We start from the raw sequence: 21,900 nt of genomic DNA on the forward strand, positions 1-21,900 counted from the left end.
TTGCGAGACATTGGCTTCAGGACCCGGCTCGGCTATGCGTCCGCCAGCAGGCTGCGCACACGCTCGAGCTCCGCCGCATCGCCACCCGCGGCTGCCATCGCCTGCGCGCTTAGGCCATCCAGCAGGCGTCTCGCTTCGTCGCGCTGACCTTGCTCGATCAGCGCTTCCGCCAACGACAGGCGGAAGCTCTGGCCGGCCGCGTTGTCTTCGCCGAACTGCTGGCGCAACCGCTGTTCGGCTTTCCGCAACAGGGCGATGCCGGCGGGACGGTCGCCGCAGTTGTATTCCTGCAACCCGAGGTTGCCGGTTTCGACCAGCGTGGCCTGTTTGTTTTCGCCGTAGCGCGCGGCCATGCGCCGCGCCACGTCGCGCTGGATCAGCAGGGCGGCGGGGCAGTTTCCAGCCATGTCGTGGATGCTGGCCACGGTGGAGCGTTGCACCAGCGTCTGGTAGTTGTCGGGGCCGTAGATCTTTTCCGAGGCGGCGGCGGATGCCTGCGCCAGCGGCAGGGCTTCGGCGTAGTTGCCTTGGCTTCGCAGCGCGCGGGCCAGGTTCATCTGCACCGAGGCGATGCGGGTTTCGCCAACCTGCCGCACATCCAGCAGCGGATCCGTCAGTATGCCGCGCATCAATGCGATGGCCTTGTCGGTCTGGCCGGAACGGCGTAGCGCATCGGCCAGGTTCTCGCGGATCACGAAGGCGCGCTGCGCGTCCCCCGGGAACAACTGCCGCTGCAGTGCGTCCGCGCGCACCCAGGCCGGCAATGCCCGATCAATCTGCAACTGCTGGTGGTGGAAGATGCCGCGGGCAAAAGCTGCATCCAGCGCCAGTTCGCTGTTCTGATGCAGGCGAGCGCCAGCCTTGGCATCGGCGTCGGCCAGCAGTTTTCCCGCCTCCTTGAAATCGGTATCGCGACTGGCGTAGGCCAGCGTGCGCACCAACGCATAGGCGGTGCGCAGCGTCAATGCGTCGTCCGCGCCGAAGGCGACGGTGAAATCGCGCAGGGCCGCGCGCAGTTCTTCCGCGCTACGCTCGATCTCACCCAGTGCGCGCCACGACTGCCCCAGCGCCGCGTGGATGCTGCCGCGAGTGGCCCGATCCTGGCCGAACTTGCCGTTGATTTCCCGCGAGGCCACGTCCAGCATGTCGCGAATGGTGGGGTCATGCTCGAATGCCGCGCCGCCGGGGCTGACCGTACCGATCAGGTCGTTGCTGAGGAAGGACACCACCGCTACCGCGCGTGCTGCCTGCATTTCGGCGATGTCGCGCTGCCGCTCGGCGAGGCGGTGCTGCTGCTCGCTGCGGTGCCAGAACCAAAGGCTGCAACCCAGTCCCAGCAGTAGCGCGGCGAAGGCGGCCACTGCCCACGGGCGGCGCGCACGACTGCGTTCCAGCGCATGGCGCAGCGCGGCGGCGGCGTGTTCGTCCGCCTCGCGCTGGGCGCGTTCGGTGCGGCGCTGCGGCAGACGGTGCAGGCGCTCGGCCAGTTCGGTGGCGCTGGCGATGCGGCGGGCGGGGTCGGCGTCGGTGGCCTGTGCGATATCCTCGCGCAGCTGCGGATCCTCGATATCGCGCTCCCAGCCCGGCACCAACGGCCTGCGCAGATCGCCGGCCAGCCACTGGTAGAGCAGCATCCCCAGCGCATAGACGTCGCTGCGGACGGTGGCCGACTGTCCGGCCAGCAGTTCCGGGGCCAGATACAGCGGCGTACCGGAGCTGGAATCGCCGCCGACTTGCGTCATCGTCATGCCCAGCGCGGTGATGCCGAGTTCGGCAAGCCGCTCCGGCTGCAGCAGTCGGCTGCTGCCGAAATCGGTCAGTCGCGTCTGCCAGCCCTCGCCGCGCGCGGCCACCAGCACGTTGGCCGGCTTCAGGTCCTTGTGCAGCACGCCGACCGCATGCGCTGCGGCCACGGTTTCGACGATGGGAATGAAGAAGGCGAGGCGCTGCTCCCTGTCCAGCGCGGCCAGCCTGCCATCCTGCGCGGCCCATTCCGGCAGCGCTTGCCCGCCGTAGTCGGATTCCAGAAAGAACGGCGTCGATGCGAAGTTCCAGTCCAGCAGGCGGACGATGTCCTCGCGCTCCCCCAGCGCTTCGCGCAGCACCCGCAGCAGGGTGGCCTCGCGCTTGATCGAGGCCAGGCATTCGCCGTCCAGGGCGAACTTGAACACGCGCGCATCGCGGCTGCGTGGATGCCGCGCCAGCCAGACTTCGCTGCCCAGCGTGTGGCCCAGCTGACGTTCCAGCACGAACTGCTCGCGCCCCGGCACCGGCTTGCCCGCTTCCAGCGCCAGCGGACTGGACGGCGCGGCCCCGACCGCCATGCGCTCCAACGGCCCGTCGAAACGGTACCCGATCCTCGGCACAGTGGCGATGCGGCGCTCCCCATCGGCATCCAGCGCCTTGCGCAGCTTGCCCACGGCGGTGGACAGCACGTTGTCCACCGTCACCCGCCCGGCCCAGACGGTTTCGAACAATTCGTCCTTGGTCACCACCTCGCCGGCATGGCGCAGCAACAGCGACAGCACCTCCAGCGGCTTGTGCTCCATCTCCACCGGCAGGCCGGCGACCCGCAGCTCGCGCCGCGATTCGTCGAATTCGATGCTGCCGAAACGCCAGCGGTAGAGAGAATCGCCCATGTCTTGCCGGTTGCCTGACGAAGGCCACTTATAGGCGGCGCGGCGCAGGCCCGTCAACCGCGCGCGGGGCGAGGCTTGAAGGTTTCTTGAAGGTTCCGTGAGGACACGCGGACGATCTGCGACCAGCATTGCCCCGATCCCGGCGCGACCCGCCCGGGCGAAACGATGGGGGTTGATGATGGAGACGCGAAACGCGAACGCTGCGGCGACGGGAAAGAACACTCTGCAGACGATCGGGAGCCGGTTGCGTCTGGCCGCGATCCTCGTCCTTGCGCTACTGCTGGCGGCGTGCGGCGACGGCATGACCGGCAGATTCGAGGGCGGCGTGACCGGCGAGCAGGTTCTCACCTTCCACGGCAACGGAAAAGCCACCCAGGAAGCCGCCGGGATGGAGCAGCAGCTGGAATACGAGGTCGACGGCGACAAAATCCGGCTGCGCAACCCCGACCAGCCCGGCACCACCGTGGTGCTGACCCGCAAGGACGACGACACCCTGACCGGCGGGCCGATGGGCCTGCTGGAATTCAAGCGCAAGCAATAATCCGGGGAGCGAACCGACATGCGCAAATTGGCACTGCTGTTGTCACTCCTGGTAGTGGCTGGATGTGCGAAGGAACACGAAATCACCCTGCCCATGGATGGGCGCGCCAGCAACGAGATCTCCCGGATCAACGCCTCGAACCAAGTCGATCGACCCTACCGGGTCGATGGAAAGCCATTTTCCGGCGTGGTGGTGGGCCGCCGCGGTGACCAGGTGGTATTACGCGTGCACATGCGCGATGGCCGCAAGCACGGCGTGACGGAATGGTTCTACAACGACGGCACGCGGCAGAGCCGCGAAGAGGTGGCCTGGGACGAGGCGGATGGCGTGCGGCACACAGGCGATTCCGAAAGCTGGTGTGAGAACGGCGAACGCCGCTCGCTGACCGAATACAGCCGCAAGGGCCAGCAAGAGCTGGCGCGAAACTGGGATTGTGAAACCGGCAAACTGGTGGCGGAGTCTAGGTTCGACGCCGAGGGGAGGCAGGACGGGCAGGCAAGCAAATGGGCCCCGAGCGGCACGCTGATCGAACGGGCATCGTGGAAGGCCGGCGCCTTGCACGGCGACAAGCAGACCTGGGCGGCAAACGGCACGCTGCTCGAGCACGCCCGCTACCGCGAAGGCAAGAGACACGGCCTGCAGGAAACTTGGCACGCCAATGGGAAGCCCGCCACCCGCGGCGAATACGCCGACGACAAGCCGGTCGGCCCGCATGAAACCCGGGACGAGAACGGACGGCTGGTGGAAGGCGGCAGTTACGCTGCGGATGGCAGCAAGACCGGCCTGTGGCTGGAACGCAGTGGCGACAGGAGCACAGCCGTGCAGTACGGGCCGGGCGGCTTCGTGCCGCCGGAGCTGCTGAGCACCTATGCCACGGCGCTGTGGACGCGCCCGAACCCGCAGACGGTCGCCTTCTACCTGGACGAAGGCAAGATCAAGCTCGGCGATGCGCTGCCGGCAAGCTACAACGGCGATCCGGAGCAAGGACCCTACCAGTTCCCGGTTCGCAGCTGGACCTATCCAGTGATCTTCGCCGACGACACCGTGCTGCCGCTGCTGCTGGAAAGGGGCGCGAACATCGATCAGACCGACAGCGAAGGCCGCACCCGCCTGCTGCGCTGCGTCGAACGGTACCGCTACAACGCACGCAACAACGATCTCTGGGTTTGCAGCGCGGCGCAGTTGCAGGCCCTGCTGGACCGAGGTGCGAAGGCCTCGGTCGTGGATCGCCACGGACGCAATGCCCTGCACCACCTGCTGAACGTCGCTGTGTACGACGACCGTGGCGACGTGTTTGGCCATGGTGCCACCGAGGCCCGCCAAGCGCGCGTGGCGTTGCTGGCGGCACTGGTCAAGGCGGGCGCCAACGCCAATGCTGCTGACGAGGAGGGCTACACGCCGCTGGTTCGGGCGCTGAAATCGCGGCACATCGACCTGATCAAGGCCGTGCTGGCCGCCGGCGCACGCGCAAACGCGCCAGGCCCAGCCGGTACCCGGGCCGTGCATTGGCTGTTCCTCAACGACACCGGCAGCTATGACATCCGCGGCGATTTCGTCGCAGAAGCACTGCCACTGCTGGTAGCCGCCGGTGCCGATGTCAACGCACCGCTGGAATGGGACAACCAGCGCGTCACCCTGCGCGACCTGGCGGTGCGCCACGGACTGGTCGACCTGGTGCGCCTGATCGAACAGAACACCAAACCGGCGAAACCGTGATGTGGAAGGTGTTGCTGTATCTGGTGCTCGCCGTACCGATGCTTGCGCAGGCGCAGTCCGAGCCGACGACCGATTCCCCGGCCTACCTCGGTTCATTTCCTTCGGTTGAACGAGTTCGCACCGACATCATCGCGAGCGCAGGGGAGGCGCGACCCGAGGAAATCGAAGGTCGTGTCGAAGGCCGCCTCAAGACCCTGGCCAATGCGCTGAGGCACTCCTGGAGGAGCCGCTATTCAAACCGCGAGACCGGCCTGCCGGTTCCCGGCATCCGAATGGGCACCGGTCGCTGCGGAGCAGCTGCATGCAGCGTATTCGTCTGCACAAACGCCTGGAGCGGTACGAGTTCGAGCACCGCACATCCGGAGGGGTGGTGGAGCTCGCGGATTACGACGCTTCCTTGCGACATCGCCGCGAGAAGTGGAAGAAGGGCTTGCTCCTCCGGATTGCCGCAACGATGTTGGTCATCGGGATGCTGGGGTTGCCCCTGACGGCGACGGCCTATTTCATCGAATCGGGCCGGATTGATTGAAAAAAGGATGAGCGGAGGGCGCATCCGGTCGCACAGGGATGCGCATGACGAACGGACTACGACGAGACGTTTCCTTCTACGGGTGATTTGGCCAGATCGCGGCGCGCACCATCGATCCGGATCTGCCCTTCGCGGACCGGGGCGTCGGCGATTTTCACGGCAGTCCGGCGGCACAGTTAGAACGCACAATGCGGAAAAGCAGGAAGTACCCAACCGGAGAACAAACCCATGCACGCAAGATCTTTCGTCACGCCGCTGCTGGTGCTTGCAGCGTTCAATGCCGGCGCGCAAACGCCGCCGTCGTTGCCGTCGTCTGCACTGAAGGCCTGGGAAACCCACGCCCGCCAGTATTGCGGCAGTATCGGGGAGCGCTACGTCGGCGCGAGGTTCAAGCCGATGCCGGCCTCGGGCATCGACGGCAGTGGCATGCCTGCGGGGACGGGCCGCTATCTTGCCGTCGATTTCAACGACGACGGCAAGCCGGATTTCGTCATCGCCACGCCCAACGGCGGCTGCGCCGGCCTCAACGAAGGGCGAGACGGACCGCAATTGACCGTCGAGTTCGTGGTGTCCACGGCCAGCGGCCATGTGCGGGATTCGCAAAGTTCAACGGATGGCTACGATTCCACGCTGGTGATGCCCTCCATCAGCCCGGCCTGGGTGCAGCGCCGCGGCAACGCGCAGGTGTTGCGCTACCCGACCGGCAGCGCCGGTGCCGGCCGGTGCGGGCCGTTGCCAGCGGAAGTGGTCTGGGGCTGGAATGGCCGCCACGTCGAAGTGCTGGAACGCTACAACGCCCGGAACCAGCCGGTGGATGCGGAAGGCTGCGCGGCAAGGCCCGCCAGGGCAACGGCGGCGGCGCAGGGCAGGCCGGGCACCACCGCTGCGCGCATCCCCCTGGCCGTCGGCTATTACGCCTATGTGGAAGGCACGTTCTCGACCTGCGCCAAGCCGGTCGGCGACATGCTGTATTTCGACGGCAAGCGTTTCTGGACACCATCGGATTTCACCGACCCAAGGCACAAATTCACGAGTGAAGCACTGAAGTGGGAAATGTCGGCCGCAGACCGCTTCCGCATCACCTCCCGCAGCCGCGACGAGGACGGACAATGGGATCCGCACCTCTACGTCACCGAATACGTCATCACCGGCCCGCAGTCGTTCACGTTCGTCGGCACGGTGGGCGGGCGGATGAACGCGCGCGAAAACTACCAGCTCTGCCCGAACATTCCCGCCAGATCGAGGTTCTTCAAAGCCGCCAGATGAGCGCGTCGAAGGCGCAGATTCGCCGATTGCATTCACGCCCCCGGCAGCTCCCCTGCGACGGCGTACAACTGCTTCAGGACCGCAGCCAGATCGTCCGGAAGATAGGCCCAGCCGGCCCTCGCCAGCGCGTCGTCGATTCCGAACAGCGCCTCTGCCACGCCGCCGGCGATCGCCGCGATGGTGTCGCTGTCGCCGCCGATCGAAATCGCGTTGCGGATCGCATCCTCGTAATCGCGCGCCTCCAGCGCACAGGTCAGCGCCTGCGGCACGGTGTCCTGGCTGCGTTCGTTGTAGACGTAGTGCGGACGGATCGCATCGACCGATGCGGACAGGTCGTAGCCGAATCGCTGTGCGATTCGTGCGCGGATTTCGGGTGGCGAACAACCGGCCCGCGCCAGATGGATCGCAACCGCCGTGGCCGCGGCGCCGCGCATGCCTTCAGGGTGGTTGTGGGTCACCTCGGTGACGCGATCCGAAAGCGCGATCGCCTCTCCCACGCTGGCTGCCAGCATGCCCGCCGGAGACACCCGCATCGCCGCGCCGTTGCCGAGGCTGTTGTACGGCCCCATGTCGTCGTGCGTCAGCCACACCGCGAAGCGTTGGCCCCAACCGCCGTTGCTCCAGTAGCGTCGCCCCCATTCGCGCAACGCCACCGCGGGATCCTTGTCGTCGAGCAGGGCGTCGGCCACCGCGATCGTGCACACCGTGTCGTCGGTGAAGAACGCCTGCGGATGAAAGAACGGCTGGAAGTCCTTGGCCCGATGGTTGTCGAATTCGTAAACCGACCCGACGATGTCGCCAATGACCGCGCCCAGCATGGTGGTCTCCTCGCTGCATGGATCGAACGTTGCCGACCACGTCCCGGTCAACCGCCCTGATGCTTCCAGTTTCGCGGCTTGCCTTCACCGATCCACTCCAGCGCCTGCTCAACCCGCCGGGCGCGAGTCTCGGGACGCTTGGCGCCGATGATCCATTCGGCGTACTCGCGCTGCTTGCCGGGCGTGAAGCCGTCCCAGGCCTTGCGCGCCATCCTGTTGCCGCGCATGGCCATGGCCAGGTCGTCCGGAAGCGGCAACGGCGGCCTTGGCTTGCGTCCGCCGGCCCCGGAGACGCCAGCATCGATCAACGCCATCGCCGCACGGATGTGGCCCGTGGTCTCGCGCTTTGCCGGCAAATCCCCGAGCGCGGCGATGCGCCCGTACTGGCCCATGCCATCCCGGGCCGCGGCATCGGCGCCCACCACCTGCTTGCCGTGCCACAGGTTGAAGGCCGCGTGCTGCTTGAACCCGGCCATCACCCCCAGCAGCTTGTCGTTGTAGGTGAACGCCGGCGCACCCCACTTGATCGTCTCCAGCGCCGCAGGACAGGCCACGTGCACGCGGCGGCGCAGCTCCTCCAGGATGGGTCGGGCGAAATCGGCCTGCCGCGAGATGTAGGCGTCGACACGTGGATCGTTGCTGGCCATGGCGCTCACCGTTTGCCTGCGGTTTGGCCATTGTGCATCAAGTCATTGCGACCCTCGGCGGCAGGATTGATGCAGCCATGTGCTTCCGACGTGCCAAGGCGGTCGACCACAGCGCCCGATGACCGGCGCCCGCACCGTCAGGGGCAACGGACTGCGAGCACCCGCCCTACATGTACGAGCACGGTGACGGTGGGCCCATCCGGCGACTCGCACTGGTCGAGGAGATCCTCCGCGGTATTGGCGCCCCAACCCGCGAGCTCGATCTCACGCATCCGGCCATCGGGCGCGCGCCCTTTCAAGGTGATGAAGATGTAGCCGGCCGGGCTCCTGAAACTGCGCTTGAGTGTTTTTTCGAAACCGGTCATGCGCAACACCTCCGGGCCGGACACGAGGTCGCGGACGGGGTTGCTGGCGGCGACGAGCCCAAGCGCGGCGGCGACTCCTGCCAATGCCCACAAGGCCCGCTTGCCGGCACCCGCGTTCTCGACGGCGTAGCGCCCGATGCAGACGAGGATGAGCGCCGTGCCGACGAGCTGCCAGGCAGCGCGCACGCCAATGGCCCACGGCCAGGTTTCGAGCGTGGGCGAGGCGAGCCCGGTGACGAGGGCGCCCAGCAACAGCCCGGTGATGTAGATCGCACTGGCCACCATCAAGAACAGGCTTGCCGGATCCTGGTCGCTGCGACGCTGGCTCGCGTAGGCAGCGACCAGAATGATCACCACGACCAGCGCGATCCCAACCGGTATCCACATCATGGTCCCGTTCCCTCGGCCCGACCCGGAATCAGGCTACAGCACCCGGGAAATTTCCGCGTCCGACGCCGTTGTCCCCAGCAAGCCGCATCGGCTGTCGCAACCGCAACGTCAGGATACGCGCACGATGAGCCGCGCATTTGGCGATCGGTTCCCCGCGAGGTAGATTCGATGGAACATCCGCTGTTTGCCGTCCTTTACCTGTCCGGCAGCGCGACGTATGGAGAGCAGCGTGCCGGGGTAAGGCACAGCCCACCCACGTCCGGACGAAGGCGAGTCAAGACCATGCGTGTCCTTTTCTGTTGCTGCAGCGCTCAGCCAACGCGGCCTGAATCCACCGGAGGCATCGCGGGATCGAGCGTTTCCTGTTCGAGCCGCAGCGGCCGGCGAGCCAGCGCCTCAGCCACCTGCGGCCAGCCCGATCGCGTGGCCCAGCGCTGCATGGCGGCAAGCGCGGCGGGCGCGGGCATATCTGCGGCATCAGCCACTCTCGCCGGCAAGGTCGCAGGCGACATCAGCCAGGGCTGCAGCACATGTCCCGCGTCGCGCGCGGTCGCCGCCAGCACGGCGGCGATGCGGAAGCCGCCTTCGTCGATGTCGCCCCAGTGGTAGACCGGCAACGCCGTCGGCAGGCTGGCGAGCAGCCGCGCATAGGCGTCTCGCCACGCCGGCGAGGGCATGCCGCCGGTGTACAACAGCAAGGTCGATGCAGCGTCCGGCGATCGGGTCGCGTCGTGGAAGCTGGCGAGGTTCTCGACGGTGAGCACACAACGCGCAGCAGTCGCCACCGCACGCACCGACTCGACCGGCAGGCCCAGATACGGGCGCACCAACGGCAAGGTGGCGTCGGCCAGCTCCACCGAACCGATGCCGGCCAGCAGCATCGGCTGCGGTTCGCGGCGCAGGCCGATGGCCGACCACACTTCCTCCTTCGACAAGCCGCTGGCGGCCAGTTCGCCGGCGACCAGGATGTCCAGCCATGGGGTGAGTTTCTCCAGCTGCTTGCTGTCGCCGAACAGGCGCACGCTTTCGCGGCGCAGGATGCGTTCGTGGCCGGCATCGTCCAGCCGCGCGGCCACGGCGCGGGCCGCGTCGGCCAGTTCGCCGGCGGCCTCGGGGCCGGTGCCGCGCGGCTTGCGATTGGCGCGCCACGCCGCGATCACCTCGTCGAGCACCGGGAAGCGGGCGCGCCAGGGTTCCAGCGTACGTTCCGCCTGCGCCACCCGGTCGTCGAGCAGCTCGATGTGGAGATGGCGTGCCAGGGCGCACGTATCCGCCACGGCCAGACGCAGCAGTTTCGAGCCGTCGCCACTGCGGCCTTCGCGTTGCGCGGTGATGGCGCCGTCGTGCTCGGCCAGCGCGATCTCGCCGTGGAAGATCTCCAGTTCATCCAGCGAACGCAGCGCGAGGTACTCCGCCGCGCCGCCCATCGGCAGCGACACATGCTCGTCGGCACCGCGCAGACGCGCGCTTTCGGCGCGGCGCAGCAGGCGTTCCAGCAGCTGCCGCGCTGCGCTCACGGGGGCGCCTGCTCGCGGGCGATGCGCGCGGCTTCCTCGGCCAGCAGCTCGGGGTGCAGGTCGAACTGGTCGCTGAGCAGCAGTTCGCGGGCGGCCGGCTTCACCTCGATGCGCTCGGCCTGCAGCAGGTCGCCGTCGCGGAACAGCTCGATGTAGCTTTCCAGCACGCCGCTCAGGGTGCCCTGGGCGGTGTCCGGCGCGGCCAGGATCAATTGCAGGCCGAGCGAGCGCAGGTAGTCGACGGTGGCGCGGGCGTTCTGCGCGTCGATCTTGTCGCCGAATTCGTCGAGCAGGACCAGGCCGATGCCGCCCGCATGCGCCTCGCTCTTGCCATAGGCCGCGGCCAGCGCCGCGCCGGCGATCACGTACAGCGGCGCGCGATGCTCGCCACCGGAGCCCGAGCGCATGCGCTCGCTGAGCGTGCCGATGACGCGATCCTCCTGGCGGATCTGCACCTCGAAGCGGAAGAAGCGGCGGTAGTCGTCCAGCGGCGAGGCGAGGGTGCGGACCGCGGCGTTGTCCTCGATCAGCTCGCGGAAGGCGGGCGGCACTTCGCCGGCGCTGCCGAACAGGTTGTCCTCGCCGCCCACGTCGGCCACGCGCTGGATGAAGCGGTGCAGCTCGCGGTATTCCGGCGCCACTTCGTAGTGGAACTGGTAGCGCTCGTTGTTGGAGAACGCGGGACTGGCGCGCAGTGTGCGGTTGAGCGTGTTGATCTGGTACTTGAGCTTGCTGAAGTTGTCGTACAGCGCGGAGGCGACGTTGGCGCGGAAGGTTTCCACCGCCGTCGTGTAGGCCTGCTCGGCCTCGCCCTGGTAGTTGGCCAGCTCGGTATCGCGCAGATGCGCCAACTCCTTCGCCAGCAAAGCACCGGCTTCGCGCCAGTCGCCGGAAGCAAAATCCAGGTCGAGGCCATAGTCCTTGGCGTATTGCGACAACGCGCTCCAGGCGCCTGGCAACAGATCGTTCAGCTGCTTGTCGCTGTTGCGGGCCCGCTCTTCGCAACGGTCGCTACGCTCCTTCAACGTGGGCAGCTTCGCATCGAGTTCCTCGCGTTGACGCTCGACGCGGTTGGGGTCCACATCGGTATGGGCGAAGGCCTCCACCGCACGCTGGGCGACCAGGGATTCCTGGGCGCGCAGACCATCGAGAAGACGCTCCGCGCTTTTGACGGCATCTTCCGCCAACGCCACCTTGCCGAGCAGGTCGTCGCGCTTGCCGCGCCATTCGAGCATGCGCTCGTGCAACTGGCGCACCTGTTCACCCAACCTCAGCAAATCCGGGTCGAGCGTCGCCTGGCGGCTTTCCATCGCGGCGCGATAGCGGCGCTCGACTTCGCGATGCTCCAGCACGCGTTCGTGCAGCGACTGCGCCGCCTCGTCGGGATCGGCCAGCCGCGCCAGGCCGCGCTGGCAGGCTTCGGCGCGGTCCAGTTCAGGTTTCAGCTGGCGCACGTCGCGCTCGGCCGCCTCGATGTCCTCGCGCAGCGCGCGCAGGCGGTCGCGATTGTCGGTGGCGCCGATCTTCAGGTCGCCGGCGGCCGGCAGCCGCAGGCGTTCGATGCTGCCACCCTTGGCGAGCAGGCCGTCGCGGGTCAGGCCCTGGCGGCTGCGGATCAGTTCGGCCTCGGTGTCCACGCAGCGCAGCTCGCCCAGCTGGCGACGCAGGAAGGCCAGCGCGTCGGCGTTGTCGCCTTCCAGCAGGGCGGCCACGCTGTCGCTGGCGGGCCGTTCGGCACCGCGGCCACTGCGCGCCTGACTGCTCAGGGCCAGCTTGACGCCGTAGACCGAGCGGCCGCCCTGCAGCGAACGATACAGTTTCGTCGCGCGCTCCTCGGCGTCGGCGGGAATCAGCAAGGCCTCGACGTTGCTGCGCAGGTAGGCCTCGATCACCGGCTGCCAGCTGGCATCGCTCACCCGCACCAGGTCGCACACCGGTTGCGCATCGATGCCTTCGTCGCGCAGGTAGCTCATCAGGCGCACCGCGTCCGGGTTCAGTTCGGCCTGGCCGGCGGCGAGGCGCTTCTGGTTCTGCCGCGCGCCTGCCAGCCGGCCCTGCGCTTCGTCGAACGCACCGTGCAGCGCCCGGGCGTGGCCGTCGACCGCCTCGATCAGCGGCCTGGCGGCGGCCAGCACCTGGCGCGCCTGCGCGTGCATCGGCTCGGATTCCCACGGCAGCCCGGCGTCGGCGGGCAACGCCGCGAGCGTGCCGTACCAGTCGTTCCAGGCGGACTGGGCGTTGGCCAGCGCGCCGGCATCCACGCTCGGCAAGCCCAGCTTGCGGACCGCGGCGAACTGGTCGCGGACGAAACCGATCTCGCGCAGCAAGGCCTTCTTCACCTGCGCCAGGCGGTCGCGGTCGCGCCCGGCCAGTTCGTCGAACTGCGCCTGCTCGCCGTAGCCCTGGCTGCCTTGTAGGCGCGCGTTGGCCTGGGTGTGCGCCTCCTCGGCCGCCTGCTGTTCGAGATTCGCTTCCTGCAGCGCGCGCCGCGTGGCGGCGAGCTTGTCACCGGCCTGCCCGTGCGACTCCCCGGCCTGTTCGACCTGCTCGGCCAGCAGGTCGCGCGCGTACTCGGCGGCCAGCGCGCGATACGAAGCGGCGCGCACGGCCTGGGCGGCGATCTTCGTGTACTGCTGCTCGACGCCTTCGGCGGCGCCGATGCGCTGCACCACCTGCTCGATCTTTTCCTTGAGCTGGCGGAAGGTGGCCAGCAGCGCGCGGAAGCGGGCGATGTCGGTGGGACGATCCTCGGCGACCAGGGTGCGCACGAACAGGTCCACGTCCTCGACGCGCTGCAGGTTCAGCGCGTTCTGGAACGCCTTGCGGTAGGCGCCGACGTCCGGATGGGCGGTGGGCGCGGCGCGCAGCCGGAACAGCAGGTCCTTGACGAAGCGTTCGCTGGTCGGGTGCAGCTCGGGCTTGCTGCCGGCCTCGCGGCAGCGGCGCAGGGCCAGCTCGCGGAACGCGATCCACTCCAGCGGCAGTTCCCTGCCCTGGCTGCGTTCGAGGTGGTCGTCCAGCTCCAGCGCCGCGCCGGGCAGCATGTACTGGCCGTAGACGCGATGCTCCGGCTCGTCGGCCGAGGCGCCCAGGGCGATGCCGCAGGTGAGCGGCACGCCGCTGTCCTGGTCGCGGAACACCAGGGTGATGTAGGTGGTGGCGGTGCGCCGCTTGCGGCCATGCTCGCCGCTGCGGTACACGCCCAGGCAGTAGTCGCGGATGCTGCGCGCCCGGGCGCTGCCGCCGGCCTGCGCGTTGAAGCGGATGCGGCTGCGGTCGCCGCCCAGCAAGACGATCTGCAGCGCATCGAGCAACGCGCTCTTGCCGGCGCCGTTCGGCGCGATGATCGCGCTGGTGGCGTCCAGCGTCAGGGTCTGCGCCTCGAACAGGAAGAACTGCACCAGGTGCACGCGCTCAAGCAGCTGCATCGTCGCCCTCCCTGGCTTCGTCCCCGTCGTCGTCGGGCAGGTCGTCGTCGCGGTTGTGCTGGTCCAGCCGCTGCAGCCATTGCTCGCCGACCACCTCGACGATGGCCGGGCGCGCGCGCAGGTGGAACGGCTGCGGGTCGTCGCTCTCGGAGTCGACCAGCCGGCACACGCCCCAGCGCTTGAGCGTGCGCGCCAGCGCGCGCAGCGCGCCGACCTCGGGCATCGCCCGTCCGACCAGCGCCTGGTAGGCCTCCTGCAGCTCGGGCAGCTCCACCACCACCTCGCCCTGGTCCTCGATCTGCCCCTGCCGCGCGGCCTCGTCGTAGCGCTGGCGCAACACCAGCAGCAACAGCGTTTCCTCCAGCGTCACCGGCGTGCCTTCGCCATGGGCGGGCAGCGCCACCACGTAGCGGTAGTGCGCGTTGCGTTCCAGCCGGATGCCCAGCGGCGCCAGCGCGGCGAGGTAGTCGTCGAAGTGGTCCTCGATCAGGTGGTAGGCCACCTTCGTGCCGCGGTCGCTGGCGTACAGCACCTGCTCGGTGACCAGGCGCCAGGCGGCGCGCTCGAAGTCCTGCACGGTGTAGATGCCGTTGGACATCTGGCTCAGCGTGTTCCAGCTGCGTTTCATGCGGTCTTCCTCGGCCGGCTGATGATGAAGCGCGGCGCGCGCAGGTAGTCGTTGTCGCCCGGTGCGCCGGCGTCGAGCAGCTCGACGCGGAAGCCGCGCAGCAACCGCGCCCGCGGATCGTCGCGGCGCAAACCGCCGACGCGGTGGCTGCGCAGGGCCAGGGTGAGCAGGGTCTGGTAGGCGCGCAGGTCCTCGATGGAGGCGATCGCGAGCTGCGTGGAATCGACGCTGCCCCCGGGTGGCAGGTGGCGGCCGACGTAGCGGGCCATGTCTTCGGCGTTGACCAGCCGCGCGCGTTTCATCCGTCGCAGCAGGCTCAACCGCGCCAGCTGCTCGGGCGTCGGTTGCTGCACGGCATTGGCGCTGCGCGCGATCGGCTGGGGCCTGCGTCGCGGCGGGCGCAGTTGCGAGTCGTCCATCAGCGCGCCGGGCGCCACCGGCAGGCGCAGGGCGTCTTCGGGCGCCTGCAATACGCCACGGCAGGCGCGGCGCAGCAGCACGTCGAGCTTGTCCGGCGCGCGCAGGCGGTAGTCGAGGAAGGCCAGCGCGCGGCGGTTGGCCTGGCGGATGTCCTCGTCCAGGCGGCCCAGGTATTCGTCGATGCGCTCCAGTTCGTGCAGGCGGCGCAGGCTGCGTTGCAGGCGCGCTTCGGCGCGTTCGGCATCGCCGGCGGTGAGGTGTTCGCGATACCAGCCGAGCATGGTGTCGTGCAGCGCCGTGCCTTCGACCTGCTGCGCCATGGCGAGGATCGCGCTGCGCCGCGCCAGCGGATGGTCGGCCTTGTGCAGGTCGGCGTAGTCGCCGACGAAGAAGCTGGAAACGTAGCGCTCGAACCACTGTCGAGCGAACTGCGCGGTGGTTTCCGAGCGCGACAGTTCCGGCATCAGGTCGCGCACCTTCAGGCTCATCGAGGACAGCGACACCAGCAGCCGGCGTGCCTGGTCGGCAGCCTCGTCCAGCGCGTCGCCGAAGGCCTTGCCCTCGACTACCTGCTGCAACTGCAACTCGATCGAACGCACCTTGGCCGAGACGAAGGTCGGGCCGTGCTCGGCAAACTCGACCAGGGTAGAAAGGAATTGCGACACCGCCGGCATCATCGACACCATCTCGCGCGCGCCGACCCGCTCCTGGCGCAGCCAGCCGGCGGAGCGGAAGCGCTCGTGGATGGCATTAGCGCGGTCAACCAGAGAGGCGTCGGGCACCTCGCCAGGATCGCCTTCGTCGACCCACGGATCGTCGGTAAGCAGGTAGTTTTCCAGTGCGGCGGTGATCTCGCGACGCTGAAAGCCGATGCTGGGCGGCAGCGGTGCGTCCGGCCCGAAGAACTGCTCGAACAGGCGGCACAGCAATTCCCAGTAACGTTCGCGGTTGGCGCTGGCGAGCGGCCCGAACAGCCCGGCAGGCAGCACAGCGAACAACGGCGGAGCGGTGCTGGCGTTCGGGTGATGATCCATCATCCATCGATTATGCGGTGGCTCAGTGCCCGCTGTCCGGCAACGCCAGGGTGCCATCAAGTATAGGAATTTCAAACGCCCTTTCCGGGCAGTCTGGCGGGTAGGTGGCGGCTGCGCAAGCGCCGGTTGGCGCTCAGATCGGTGGTCCACGCGTCGGCTTGCTGCCGCGCGCACGTCGGCGAGGATTCGGCGAGGATCCAGTCTATCCGCCGAAGGTACGTCTCCCGATCCATTCGATTCTAACTGGCAGTGCCCGCACACCACGCGCAAAAAGCCGTGCTCGAGCATCCCGCAGCGCAGATACGGCCGCTCAGGGTTGCGCCCGCGACCACACCTTCATATCGGCGTTTTCTGCTTTTCGCGTCAGACATTGCCGCGGCGCAGGCAGGAACCCTCCGACCTCGGACGCCAGAAAGCACAAAGCCCGGCACGAGGCCGGGCTTTGTGGTCAGGCTTGCCGGATGGCTGTGCTCAGAAATCCATCCCGCCCATGCCGCCCATGCCGCCGCCGCCCGGCATCGCCGGCTCGTCCTTCTTCGGGGCTTCGGCGATCATCGCCTCGGTGGTGATCATCAGGCCGGCGATCGAGGCCGCGTTCTGCAGCGCGGTGCGGGTCACCTTGGTCGGATCCAGGATGCCGAACTCGATCATGTCGCCGAACTCGCCGTTGGCGGCGTTGTAGCCGAATGCGCCCGAGCCTTCGACCACGCGGTTGAGGATGACCGAAGGTTCGTCGCCGGCGTTGGTGACGATCTCGCGCAGCGGGGCTTCCATCGCGCGCAGGGCGATCTGGATGCCGTGGTCCTGGTCCTCGTTGGCGCCCTTGAGGCCGGCGATCGCGGCCTTGGCGCGGATCAGGGCGACGCCGCCGCCCGGGACGATGCCTTCCTCGACGGCCGCACGGGTGGCGTGCAGGGCGTCTTCGACGCGCGCCTTCTTTTCCTTCATCTCGACTTCCGTCGCCGCGCCGACCTTGATGACGGCCACGCCGCCGGCCAGCTTGGCCACGCGCTCCTGCAGCTTCTCGCGGTCGTAGTCGGAGGTGGTTTCCTCGATCTGCGCCTTGATCTGCTTGATGCGCGCCTCGATGGCGGAGGTCTCGCCGGCGCCGTCGATGATGGTGGTGTTCTCCTTCGAGACCTGCACCTTCTTGGCGCGGCCGAGGTCCTTGATCGACGCCTTCTCAAGCGACAGGCCGACTTCCTCGGAGATCACGGTGCCGCCGGTGAGGATCGCCATGTCCTCCAACATCGCCTTGCGGCGGTCGCCGAAGCCCGGCGCCTTGACCGCGCAGACCTTGACGATGCCGCGGATGGTGTTGACCACCAGCGTGGCCAGCGCCTCGCCTTCCACTTCCTCCGCCACGATCAGCAGCGGCTTGCCGGCCTTGGCCACGCCTTCCAGCACCGGCAGCAGGTCGCGCACGTTGGAGATCTTCTTGTCGTGCAGCAGGATGTACGGGTCTTCCAGCTCGGCCTGCATCGACTGCTGGTTGTTGATGAAGTACGGCGACAGGTAGCCGCGGTCGAACTGCATGCCCTCGACCACGTCCAGTTCGTTCTCCAGACCCGAGCCGTCCTCGACGGTGATCACGCCTTCCTTGCCGACCTTGTCCATCGCCTTGGCGATCAGCTCGCCGATGTTGTGGTCGGAGTTGGCCGAGATCGCGCCGACCTGGGCGATTTCCTTGCTGGTAGACGACGGCTTGGAGAGCTTCTTGAGCTCGTCGACGGCCCCGGCCACGGCCTTGTCGATGCCGCGCTTGAGGTCCATCGGGTTCATGCCGGCGGCCACCGCCTTCATGCCTTCGCGGATGAACGCCTGCGCCAGCACGGTGGCGGTGGTGGTGCCGTCACCGGCGTTGTCGGAGGTCTTGGAAGCGACCTCCTTCACCATCTGCGCGCCCATGTTCTCGAACTTGTCGGCAAGCTCGATTTCCTTGGCGACGGAGACGCCGTCCTTGGTGATGGTGGGGGCGCCGAAGCTCTTGTCGAGCACGACGTTGCGGCCCTTCGGGCCGAGGGTGGCCTTGACGGCATTGGCGAGCACGTTGACGCCGCGCACCATCTTGGAGCGCGCGTCTTCGCCGAAACGGATGTCCTTGGCAGCCATTGCAATTACCTCAATGAGTATTCGATTGAATTAGGGAGGAAGCGACGCGCGATCAGCCGAGGATGGCGAACAGGTCGTCTTCCTTCACCACCAGATACTCGACGCCGTCGAGCTTGACCTCGGTGCCGCTGTACTTGCCGAACAGGACCTTGTCGCCCACCTTGACCTGGGTCGGACGGGTCTGGCCGTTGTCGAACACCTTGCCGGTGCCGACGGCAACCACTTCGCCCTTGATCGGCTTCTCGGTGGCGCTGTCGGGGATCACGATGCCGCCCGCGGACAGCTTCTCTTCTTCCATGCGCTTGATGACCACACGGTCGTACAGCGGCTTGATATTGGACATGAGCAACCTCTGCAAATGGTTGATTGATTGGGAAAAACCCGGTCATTCTAGCACTCGAACCGCACGAGTGCCAACGCGTGAAACGCAAACGCCCCGCAACCGGGATGGCTTGGAGATGGGGCGGGTGACGGCGGTTTCAAGGGCACGCCGGCAAATCGGCGTCCCACCGCATGCCACGGGCGTACCGTCGGCCAGCGCTCGCCTTGCCACTGCCCGACGATTACCCTGCCCGGATGGATGCATTGCTGTGCCTGACCGCCTGCCCCGATACCGACAGCGCCGTCCGCATCGCCGATGCGCTGGTCGAAGAGCGTCTGGCCGCCTGCGTCAACGTGATTCCCGGCCTGCGCTCGGTGTACCACTGGCAGGGCGAGGTCGAACGCGCGGACGAGGTGCTGCTGCTGATCAAGACCACCCGCGCCGCCTTTCCGGCGCTGCGGGAGCGGCTGCAGGAACTGCATCCGTACGAACTTCCCGAACTGGTTGCGGTCGAACCGGCGGATGGGCTGCCCGCCTACCTGGAATGGGTCGCGGGCGCCGTGCGGACGTAAAATGACGCGATGACCGGTCTGCTTTCCCCACTGCGCCGTTGGCTGGCCGCAGCGCTCCTGTTCGCCGCCGCGCTGCCGGCAGTCGCGCAGGACGCCGAGTTGCCGCCGGTCGACCAGGTGTTCGTGCTCTCCGCGCAGGCCACCGCGCGCGACCGCATCGAGGTGCGCTGGAAGATTGCCGACGGCTTCTATTTGTACCGGCACCGTACGTCGGTGAAGACCGGATCGAATTTCGACGGCGCGCAGCTCGCGTTGCCGGAGGGCGCAAAGCACCACGACCAGTTCTTCGGCGATGTCCAGACCTATCGCCAACGGCTGGTCGGCGTCCTGACCGGAACGCCCGCCGCCGGCGCCAGCGGCGTGACGCTGACCGTGAAATACCAAGGCTGCGCCGATGCCGGGGTGTGCTATCCGCCGCAAACCCGCACCCTGTCCGTGCCGCTGCCGGCCGAACCGGACGCAGCCGCCGTCGTCGGCTTCGGGCGCAGCGCCGGCGGCAATCCCTTCGCCGCGCTGGGCGGAGCCGGCGCCGCGCAGGACGGCCCGCTGCCGCCCGAGCAGGCCTTCACCAGCGAAGTCATCGCGCTGGACGGCAACACCCTGCTCCTGCGGCTGACCCCGGCGCGCGGCTACTACATCTATCGCGACAAGCTCTCGGCGCGGCTCGACGCCGGCACCGGGCTGTCGGCATCCCTTCCGCCGCCGGCGCGACTCCCCAAGGCCACGCCCTACCGCGACGAACACTTCGGCAACGTCGCGGTCTATTTCGACCAGGTTGAAATCCGCCTGCCGGTGGCCCGCGCCAACCCGCGCGCGGCCAGCGGCACGCTGACGGTCGGCCTGCAGGGCTGCCAGGACAACGGCATCTGCTATCCGCCAATGACGCGCCAGCTTGCAGTGTCGCTGCCGGCCGGCGTGATCGGCGGAGGCAACGATGGCAGTGGTTCAGCCGCACAAAACGACTCGCTTCCCGCCTCGCTTCCCGCGGCGGCTCCTGCGGCAATCCCCGCGGCGCCGGATGCTGGCACCGCGGCCACGGTTGTAGCGACCAGCGTACAGCCCGCTCCGGAAGTGTTTGCCGCACCCGACCCCCTTCCGCAGGCCATGCCGGAGCGCACCGCGCCGCCGCAGCAGAGGGTGCCGGGCCTGGCGCTGGCGTTGCTGCTGGCGCTGGCTGGCGGGTTGATCCTGAACCTGATGCCCTGCGTGCTGCCGGTGCTCTCGCTGAAGGCACTGGCGGTCGCGCAAAGCGGCGAGAACGCAGCCCGGGCACGCCACCACGCGCTGGCCTATACGGCGGGCGTGCTGCTGTCGATGCTGGCGCTGGGCGCGCTGGCGCTGGCGCTGCGACGGGCCGGACTGGCGCTGGGCTGGGGTTTCCAGCTGCAACAACCGCTGGTGCTGGCGCTGCTGGCGCTGGTGATGTTCGGCCTCGGCCTGAACCTGTCCGGGCTGTGGCAGGCCAATGTCGCCGTGGGCGGGCGCGGCGCGGCCCTGCTCGGCCGCAGCGGGGCCAGCGGCGACTTCTTCACCGGCGTGCTGGCGGTGGTGCTGGCCACGCCCTGCACCGCGCCGTACATGGGCGCGGCCCTGACCTATGCCTTCATCGGTCCGGCCGTCGGCGCGCTGCTGGTGTTCCTCATGCTGGGGCTGGGGCTGGCGCTGCCGTTCCTGCTGATCGGCTTCGTCCCCGCGCTGGCGCGGCGGCTGCCCAAACCCGGCGCGTGGATGGACACGCTCAAGCAGTTCCTCGCCTTTCCGCTGTACGCCACGGCGGCCTGGCTGGTCTGGGTGCTGGCGCGGCTGCGCGGTGCCGATGCGGTGGGGCTGTGGATGATCGCGGCGATCGGTCTGGCGCTGGCGGCCTGGGCCTGGACGCGATCCCGCAGCGGCGGCGCGCGGGCGTGGCAGCCGGTCGCCGTGCTGGTGCTGCTGGCGCTGGGCTGGCCGCTGGCGCGGCTGCACGCGCTGCCGCGACCGCAGGCCGTGGCGACGGCGCAGGAGGGCGATCTGGCCACGGTGTCCTGGTCGCCACAGGCGCTGGCCGACCTGCGCGCGCAGGGCCGCCCGATCTTCGTCAACGTGACGGCTGACTGGTGCGTCACCTGCAAGGCCAACGAGCGCACCGTGTTCGCCGGCAGCGCGTTCCGCGACGCGCTGCGCGATGCCGACGCAACCTACATGGTCGGCGACTACACCGACGTCGATCCGGCGCTCACCGCCTATCTGCAGGCCCACCGCGCCGTCGGCGTGCCGCTGTACGTGGTCTATCCGCGCGGCGGCGGCGAAGGCGAGATCCTGCCGACCCTGCTGACCCCCGGCACCGTGACGGCGGCGCTGTCCCGGGCCGCGCGCTGATGCCCTCCAACCGCACCGTGCTGCTGGTCGCCGCGCTGGCGGCCTTGGCCGGTGCCGCCGCCAGCGTGTTCTTCGAACCCACCCTCGCCTACAGGCTGGCCGGCACCGAGGCCGGACAGGAGGCGCTGCAGGCCACACTGGAAGCGCGGGCACCACCGCCGCCCGCAGGCGTGACCGTGGCTCGCCGCGGCGAACGCATCCCGGCACTGCGCCTGTCCGACCTCGACGGCACGCCGGTCCCGCTTCCCGACGCCTGGGCCGGACGGCCGACGCTGGTCAACCTCTGGGCCACCTGGTGCGCGCCCTGCCTGAAGGAAATGCCCGATCTGCAGGCATTTTCGGCGCAACAGGGCGCCTCCGGCGTGCGCGTGGTCGGCATCGCCCTCGACGATCCGGACGCGGTGCGCCCCTTCCTCGCCCGGCACGGCATCACCTACCCGATCCTGACCGACGCCCCCGGCCCCGCCGACGCCGGCGTGCGGCTGGGCAACCGCGCCGGCGTACTGCCGTATTCGGTGCTGATCGACGCTGATGGCCGCATGATAAAGACAAGAATCGGGCCATTCGAAGATGTTGAGGCGGTTGCGCGCTGGTCGGC

17 protein-coding genes are annotated in these 21,900 nt (G+C 68.4%); 7 read left to right on the top strand and 10 right to left on the bottom strand.

Going from position 1 to position 21,900, the window contains the following annotated elements; translation table 11 throughout:
* Positions 1 to 32: 32 nt before the first annotated feature.
* Positions 33 to 2,639, bottom strand: coding sequence for a winged helix-turn-helix domain-containing protein (locus tag Q0X16_RS06205; RefSeq protein ID WP_297832045.1), 2,607 nt, complete (start codon positions 2,637 to 2,639; stop codon positions 33 to 35).
* A gap of 175 nt (positions 2,640 to 2,814) precedes the next feature.
* Between Q0X16_RS06205 and Q0X16_RS06210 the strand changes: the two genes are divergently transcribed.
* The 4 genes from Q0X16_RS06210 to Q0X16_RS06225 all read left to right on the top strand — a co-directional run bounded on the left by Q0X16_RS06210 (position 2,815) and on the right by Q0X16_RS06225 (position 6,691).
* Entirely contained in the window at positions 2,815 to 3,180 is a 366-nt protein-coding gene (locus Q0X16_RS06210) for a hypothetical protein (protein WP_297832048.1), read from the top strand.
* 18 nt (positions 3,181 to 3,198) lie between these two features.
* Positions 3,199 to 4,896, top strand: a complete 1,698-nt coding sequence (locus Q0X16_RS06215) for a hypothetical protein (protein WP_297832052.1) — start codon at positions 3,199 to 3,201, stop codon at positions 4,894 to 4,896.
* A gap of 301 nt (positions 4,897 to 5,197) precedes the next feature.
* Positions 5,198 to 5,425, top strand: coding sequence for a hypothetical protein (locus tag Q0X16_RS06220; protein ID WP_297832056.1), 228 nt, complete (start codon positions 5,198 to 5,200; stop codon positions 5,423 to 5,425).
* Positions 5,426 to 5,653: 228 nt separating this feature from the next.
* A complete protein-coding gene (locus Q0X16_RS06225) occupies positions 5,654 to 6,691 on the top strand; it encodes a hypothetical protein (RefSeq protein ID WP_297832059.1) in 1,038 nt (345 codons plus the stop codon).
* A gap of 32 nt (positions 6,692 to 6,723) precedes the next feature.
* On the opposite strand, the gene Q0X16_RS06230 is transcribed toward Q0X16_RS06225, so the two are convergent.
* The 9 genes from Q0X16_RS06230 to groES form a co-directional block, all read right to left on the bottom strand.
* Positions 6,724 to 7,509: an ADP-ribosylglycohydrolase family protein gene (locus Q0X16_RS06230; protein ID WP_297832062.1), complete on the bottom strand. Its 786-nt coding sequence runs from the start codon at positions 7,507 to 7,509 to the stop codon at positions 6,724 to 6,726.
* A 47-nt stretch (positions 7,510 to 7,556) separates the two neighbouring features.
* Complete coding sequence (locus tag Q0X16_RS06235; protein WP_297832065.1) at positions 7,557 to 8,156, bottom strand: YdeI/OmpD-associated family protein; 600 nt, start codon at positions 8,154 to 8,156, stop codon at positions 7,557 to 7,559.
* Positions 8,157 to 8,293: 137 nt separating this feature from the next.
* The gene (locus Q0X16_RS06240) at positions 8,294 to 8,911 is read right to left on the bottom strand and encodes a hypothetical protein (RefSeq protein WP_297832068.1); all 618 of its coding nucleotides are present in this window, start codon (positions 8,909 to 8,911) and stop codon (positions 8,294 to 8,296) included.
* A gap of 311 nt (positions 8,912 to 9,222) precedes the next feature.
* Positions 9,223 to 10,428, bottom strand: coding sequence for a Wadjet anti-phage system protein JetD domain-containing protein (locus Q0X16_RS06245; RefSeq protein ID WP_297832070.1), 1,206 nt, complete (start codon positions 10,426 to 10,428; stop codon positions 9,223 to 9,225).
* Positions 10,425 to 13,856, bottom strand: coding sequence for an SbcC/MukB-like Walker B domain-containing protein (locus Q0X16_RS06250; RefSeq protein ID WP_297832073.1), 3,432 nt, complete (start codon positions 13,854 to 13,856; stop codon positions 10,425 to 10,427). The genes Q0X16_RS06245 and Q0X16_RS06250 overlap by 4 nt, the downstream gene beginning before the upstream one ends.
* Positions 13,843 to 14,484, bottom strand: a complete 642-nt coding sequence (locus tag Q0X16_RS06255) for a DUF4194 domain-containing protein (protein ID WP_297832076.1) — start codon at positions 14,482 to 14,484, stop codon at positions 13,843 to 13,845. The genes Q0X16_RS06250 and Q0X16_RS06255 overlap by 14 nt, the downstream gene beginning before the upstream one ends.
* Complete coding sequence (locus tag Q0X16_RS06260) at positions 14,481 to 15,941, bottom strand: Wadjet anti-phage system protein JetA family protein (RefSeq protein ID WP_297832078.1); 1,461 nt, start codon at positions 15,939 to 15,941, stop codon at positions 14,481 to 14,483. Before Q0X16_RS06260 ends, Q0X16_RS06255 begins: the two co-directional genes overlap by 4 nt.
* Before the next feature lie 468 nt (positions 15,942 to 16,409).
* The gene (groL, locus tag Q0X16_RS06265) at positions 16,410 to 18,050 is read right to left on the bottom strand and encodes a chaperonin GroEL (protein WP_297832081.1); all 1,641 of its coding nucleotides are present in this window, start codon (positions 18,048 to 18,050) and stop codon (positions 16,410 to 16,412) included.
* Positions 18,051 to 18,102: 52 nt separating this feature from the next.
* The gene (gene groES / locus Q0X16_RS06270) at positions 18,103 to 18,393 is read right to left on the bottom strand and encodes a co-chaperone GroES (protein WP_297832084.1); all 291 of its coding nucleotides are present in this window, start codon (positions 18,391 to 18,393) and stop codon (positions 18,103 to 18,105) included.
* A 233-nt stretch (positions 18,394 to 18,626) separates the two neighbouring features.
* Here groES and cutA point away from each other — a divergent pair, with 233 nt between their 5' ends.
* The 3 genes from cutA to Q0X16_RS06285 form a co-directional block, all read left to right on the top strand.
* A complete protein-coding gene (cutA, locus tag Q0X16_RS06275) occupies positions 18,627 to 18,944 on the top strand; it encodes a divalent-cation tolerance protein CutA (RefSeq protein WP_297832096.1) in 318 nt (105 codons plus the stop codon).
* A gap of 9 nt (positions 18,945 to 18,953) precedes the next feature.
* Positions 18,954 to 21,302, top strand: coding sequence for a protein-disulfide reductase DsbD (locus Q0X16_RS06280; protein WP_297832087.1), 2,349 nt, complete (start codon positions 18,954 to 18,956; stop codon positions 21,300 to 21,302).
* A partial coding sequence (locus tag Q0X16_RS06285; protein ID WP_297832089.1) for a TlpA disulfide reductase family protein occupies positions 21,302 to 21,900 on the top strand: 599 nt, incomplete at its 3' end. The genes Q0X16_RS06280 and Q0X16_RS06285, both read left to right, overlap by 1 nt.

The sequence above is a fragment of the Thermomonas sp. genome (assembly GCF_025993755.1).
Classification (GTDB): Bacteria; Pseudomonadota; Gammaproteobacteria; order Xanthomonadales; family Xanthomonadaceae; genus Thermomonas.

What these genes read in the sequence shown, in the direction of transcription:
- Q0X16_RS06215 (WP_297832052.1), top strand. Translation starts at nt 3,199, where the DNA reads ATGCGCAAATTGGCACTGCTGTTGTCACTCCTGGTAGTGGCTGGATGT.
- cutA (WP_297832096.1), top strand. Translation starts at nt 18,627, where the DNA reads ATGGATGCATTGCTGTGCCTGACCGCCTGCCCCGATACCGACAGCGCC.
- Q0X16_RS06240 (WP_297832068.1), bottom strand. Translation starts at nt 8,911, where the DNA reads ATGATGTGGATACCGGTTGGGATCGCGCTGGTCGTGGTGATCATTCTG.
- Q0X16_RS06220 (WP_297832056.1), top strand. Translation starts at nt 5,198, where the DNA reads ATGCAGCGTATTCGTCTGCACAAACGCCTGGAGCGGTACGAGTTCGAG.
- groES (WP_297832084.1), bottom strand. Translation starts at nt 18,393, where the DNA reads ATGTCCAATATCAAGCCGCTGTACGACCGTGTGGTCATCAAGCGCATG.
- Q0X16_RS06205 (WP_297832045.1), bottom strand. Translation starts at nt 2,639, where the DNA reads ATGGGCGATTCTCTCTACCGCTGGCGTTTCGGCAGCATCGAATTCGAC.
- Q0X16_RS06250 (WP_297832073.1), bottom strand. Translation starts at nt 13,856, where the DNA reads ATGCAGCTGCTTGAGCGCGTGCACCTGGTGCAGTTCTTCCTGTTCGAG.
- Q0X16_RS06225 (WP_297832059.1), top strand. Translation starts at nt 5,654, where the DNA reads ATGCACGCAAGATCTTTCGTCACGCCGCTGCTGGTGCTTGCAGCGTTC.
- Q0X16_RS06280 (WP_297832087.1), top strand. Translation starts at nt 18,954, where the DNA reads ATGACCGGTCTGCTTTCCCCACTGCGCCGTTGGCTGGCCGCAGCGCTC.
- groL (WP_297832081.1), bottom strand. Translation starts at nt 18,050, where the DNA reads ATGGCTGCCAAGGACATCCGTTTCGGCGAAGACGCGCGCTCCAAGATG.
- Q0X16_RS06235 (WP_297832065.1), bottom strand. Translation starts at nt 8,156, where the DNA reads ATGGCCAGCAACGATCCACGTGTCGACGCCTACATCTCGCGGCAGGCC.
- Q0X16_RS06255 (WP_297832076.1), bottom strand. Translation starts at nt 14,484, where the DNA reads ATGAAACGCAGCTGGAACACGCTGAGCCAGATGTCCAACGGCATCTAC.
- Q0X16_RS06230 (WP_297832062.1), bottom strand. Translation starts at nt 7,509, where the DNA reads ATGCTGGGCGCGGTCATTGGCGACATCGTCGGGTCGGTTTACGAATTC.
- Q0X16_RS06210 (WP_297832048.1), top strand. Translation starts at nt 2,815, where the DNA reads ATGATGGAGACGCGAAACGCGAACGCTGCGGCGACGGGAAAGAACACT.
- Q0X16_RS06260 (WP_297832078.1), bottom strand. Translation starts at nt 15,941, where the DNA reads ATGATGGATCATCACCCGAACGCCAGCACCGCTCCGCCGTTGTTCGCT.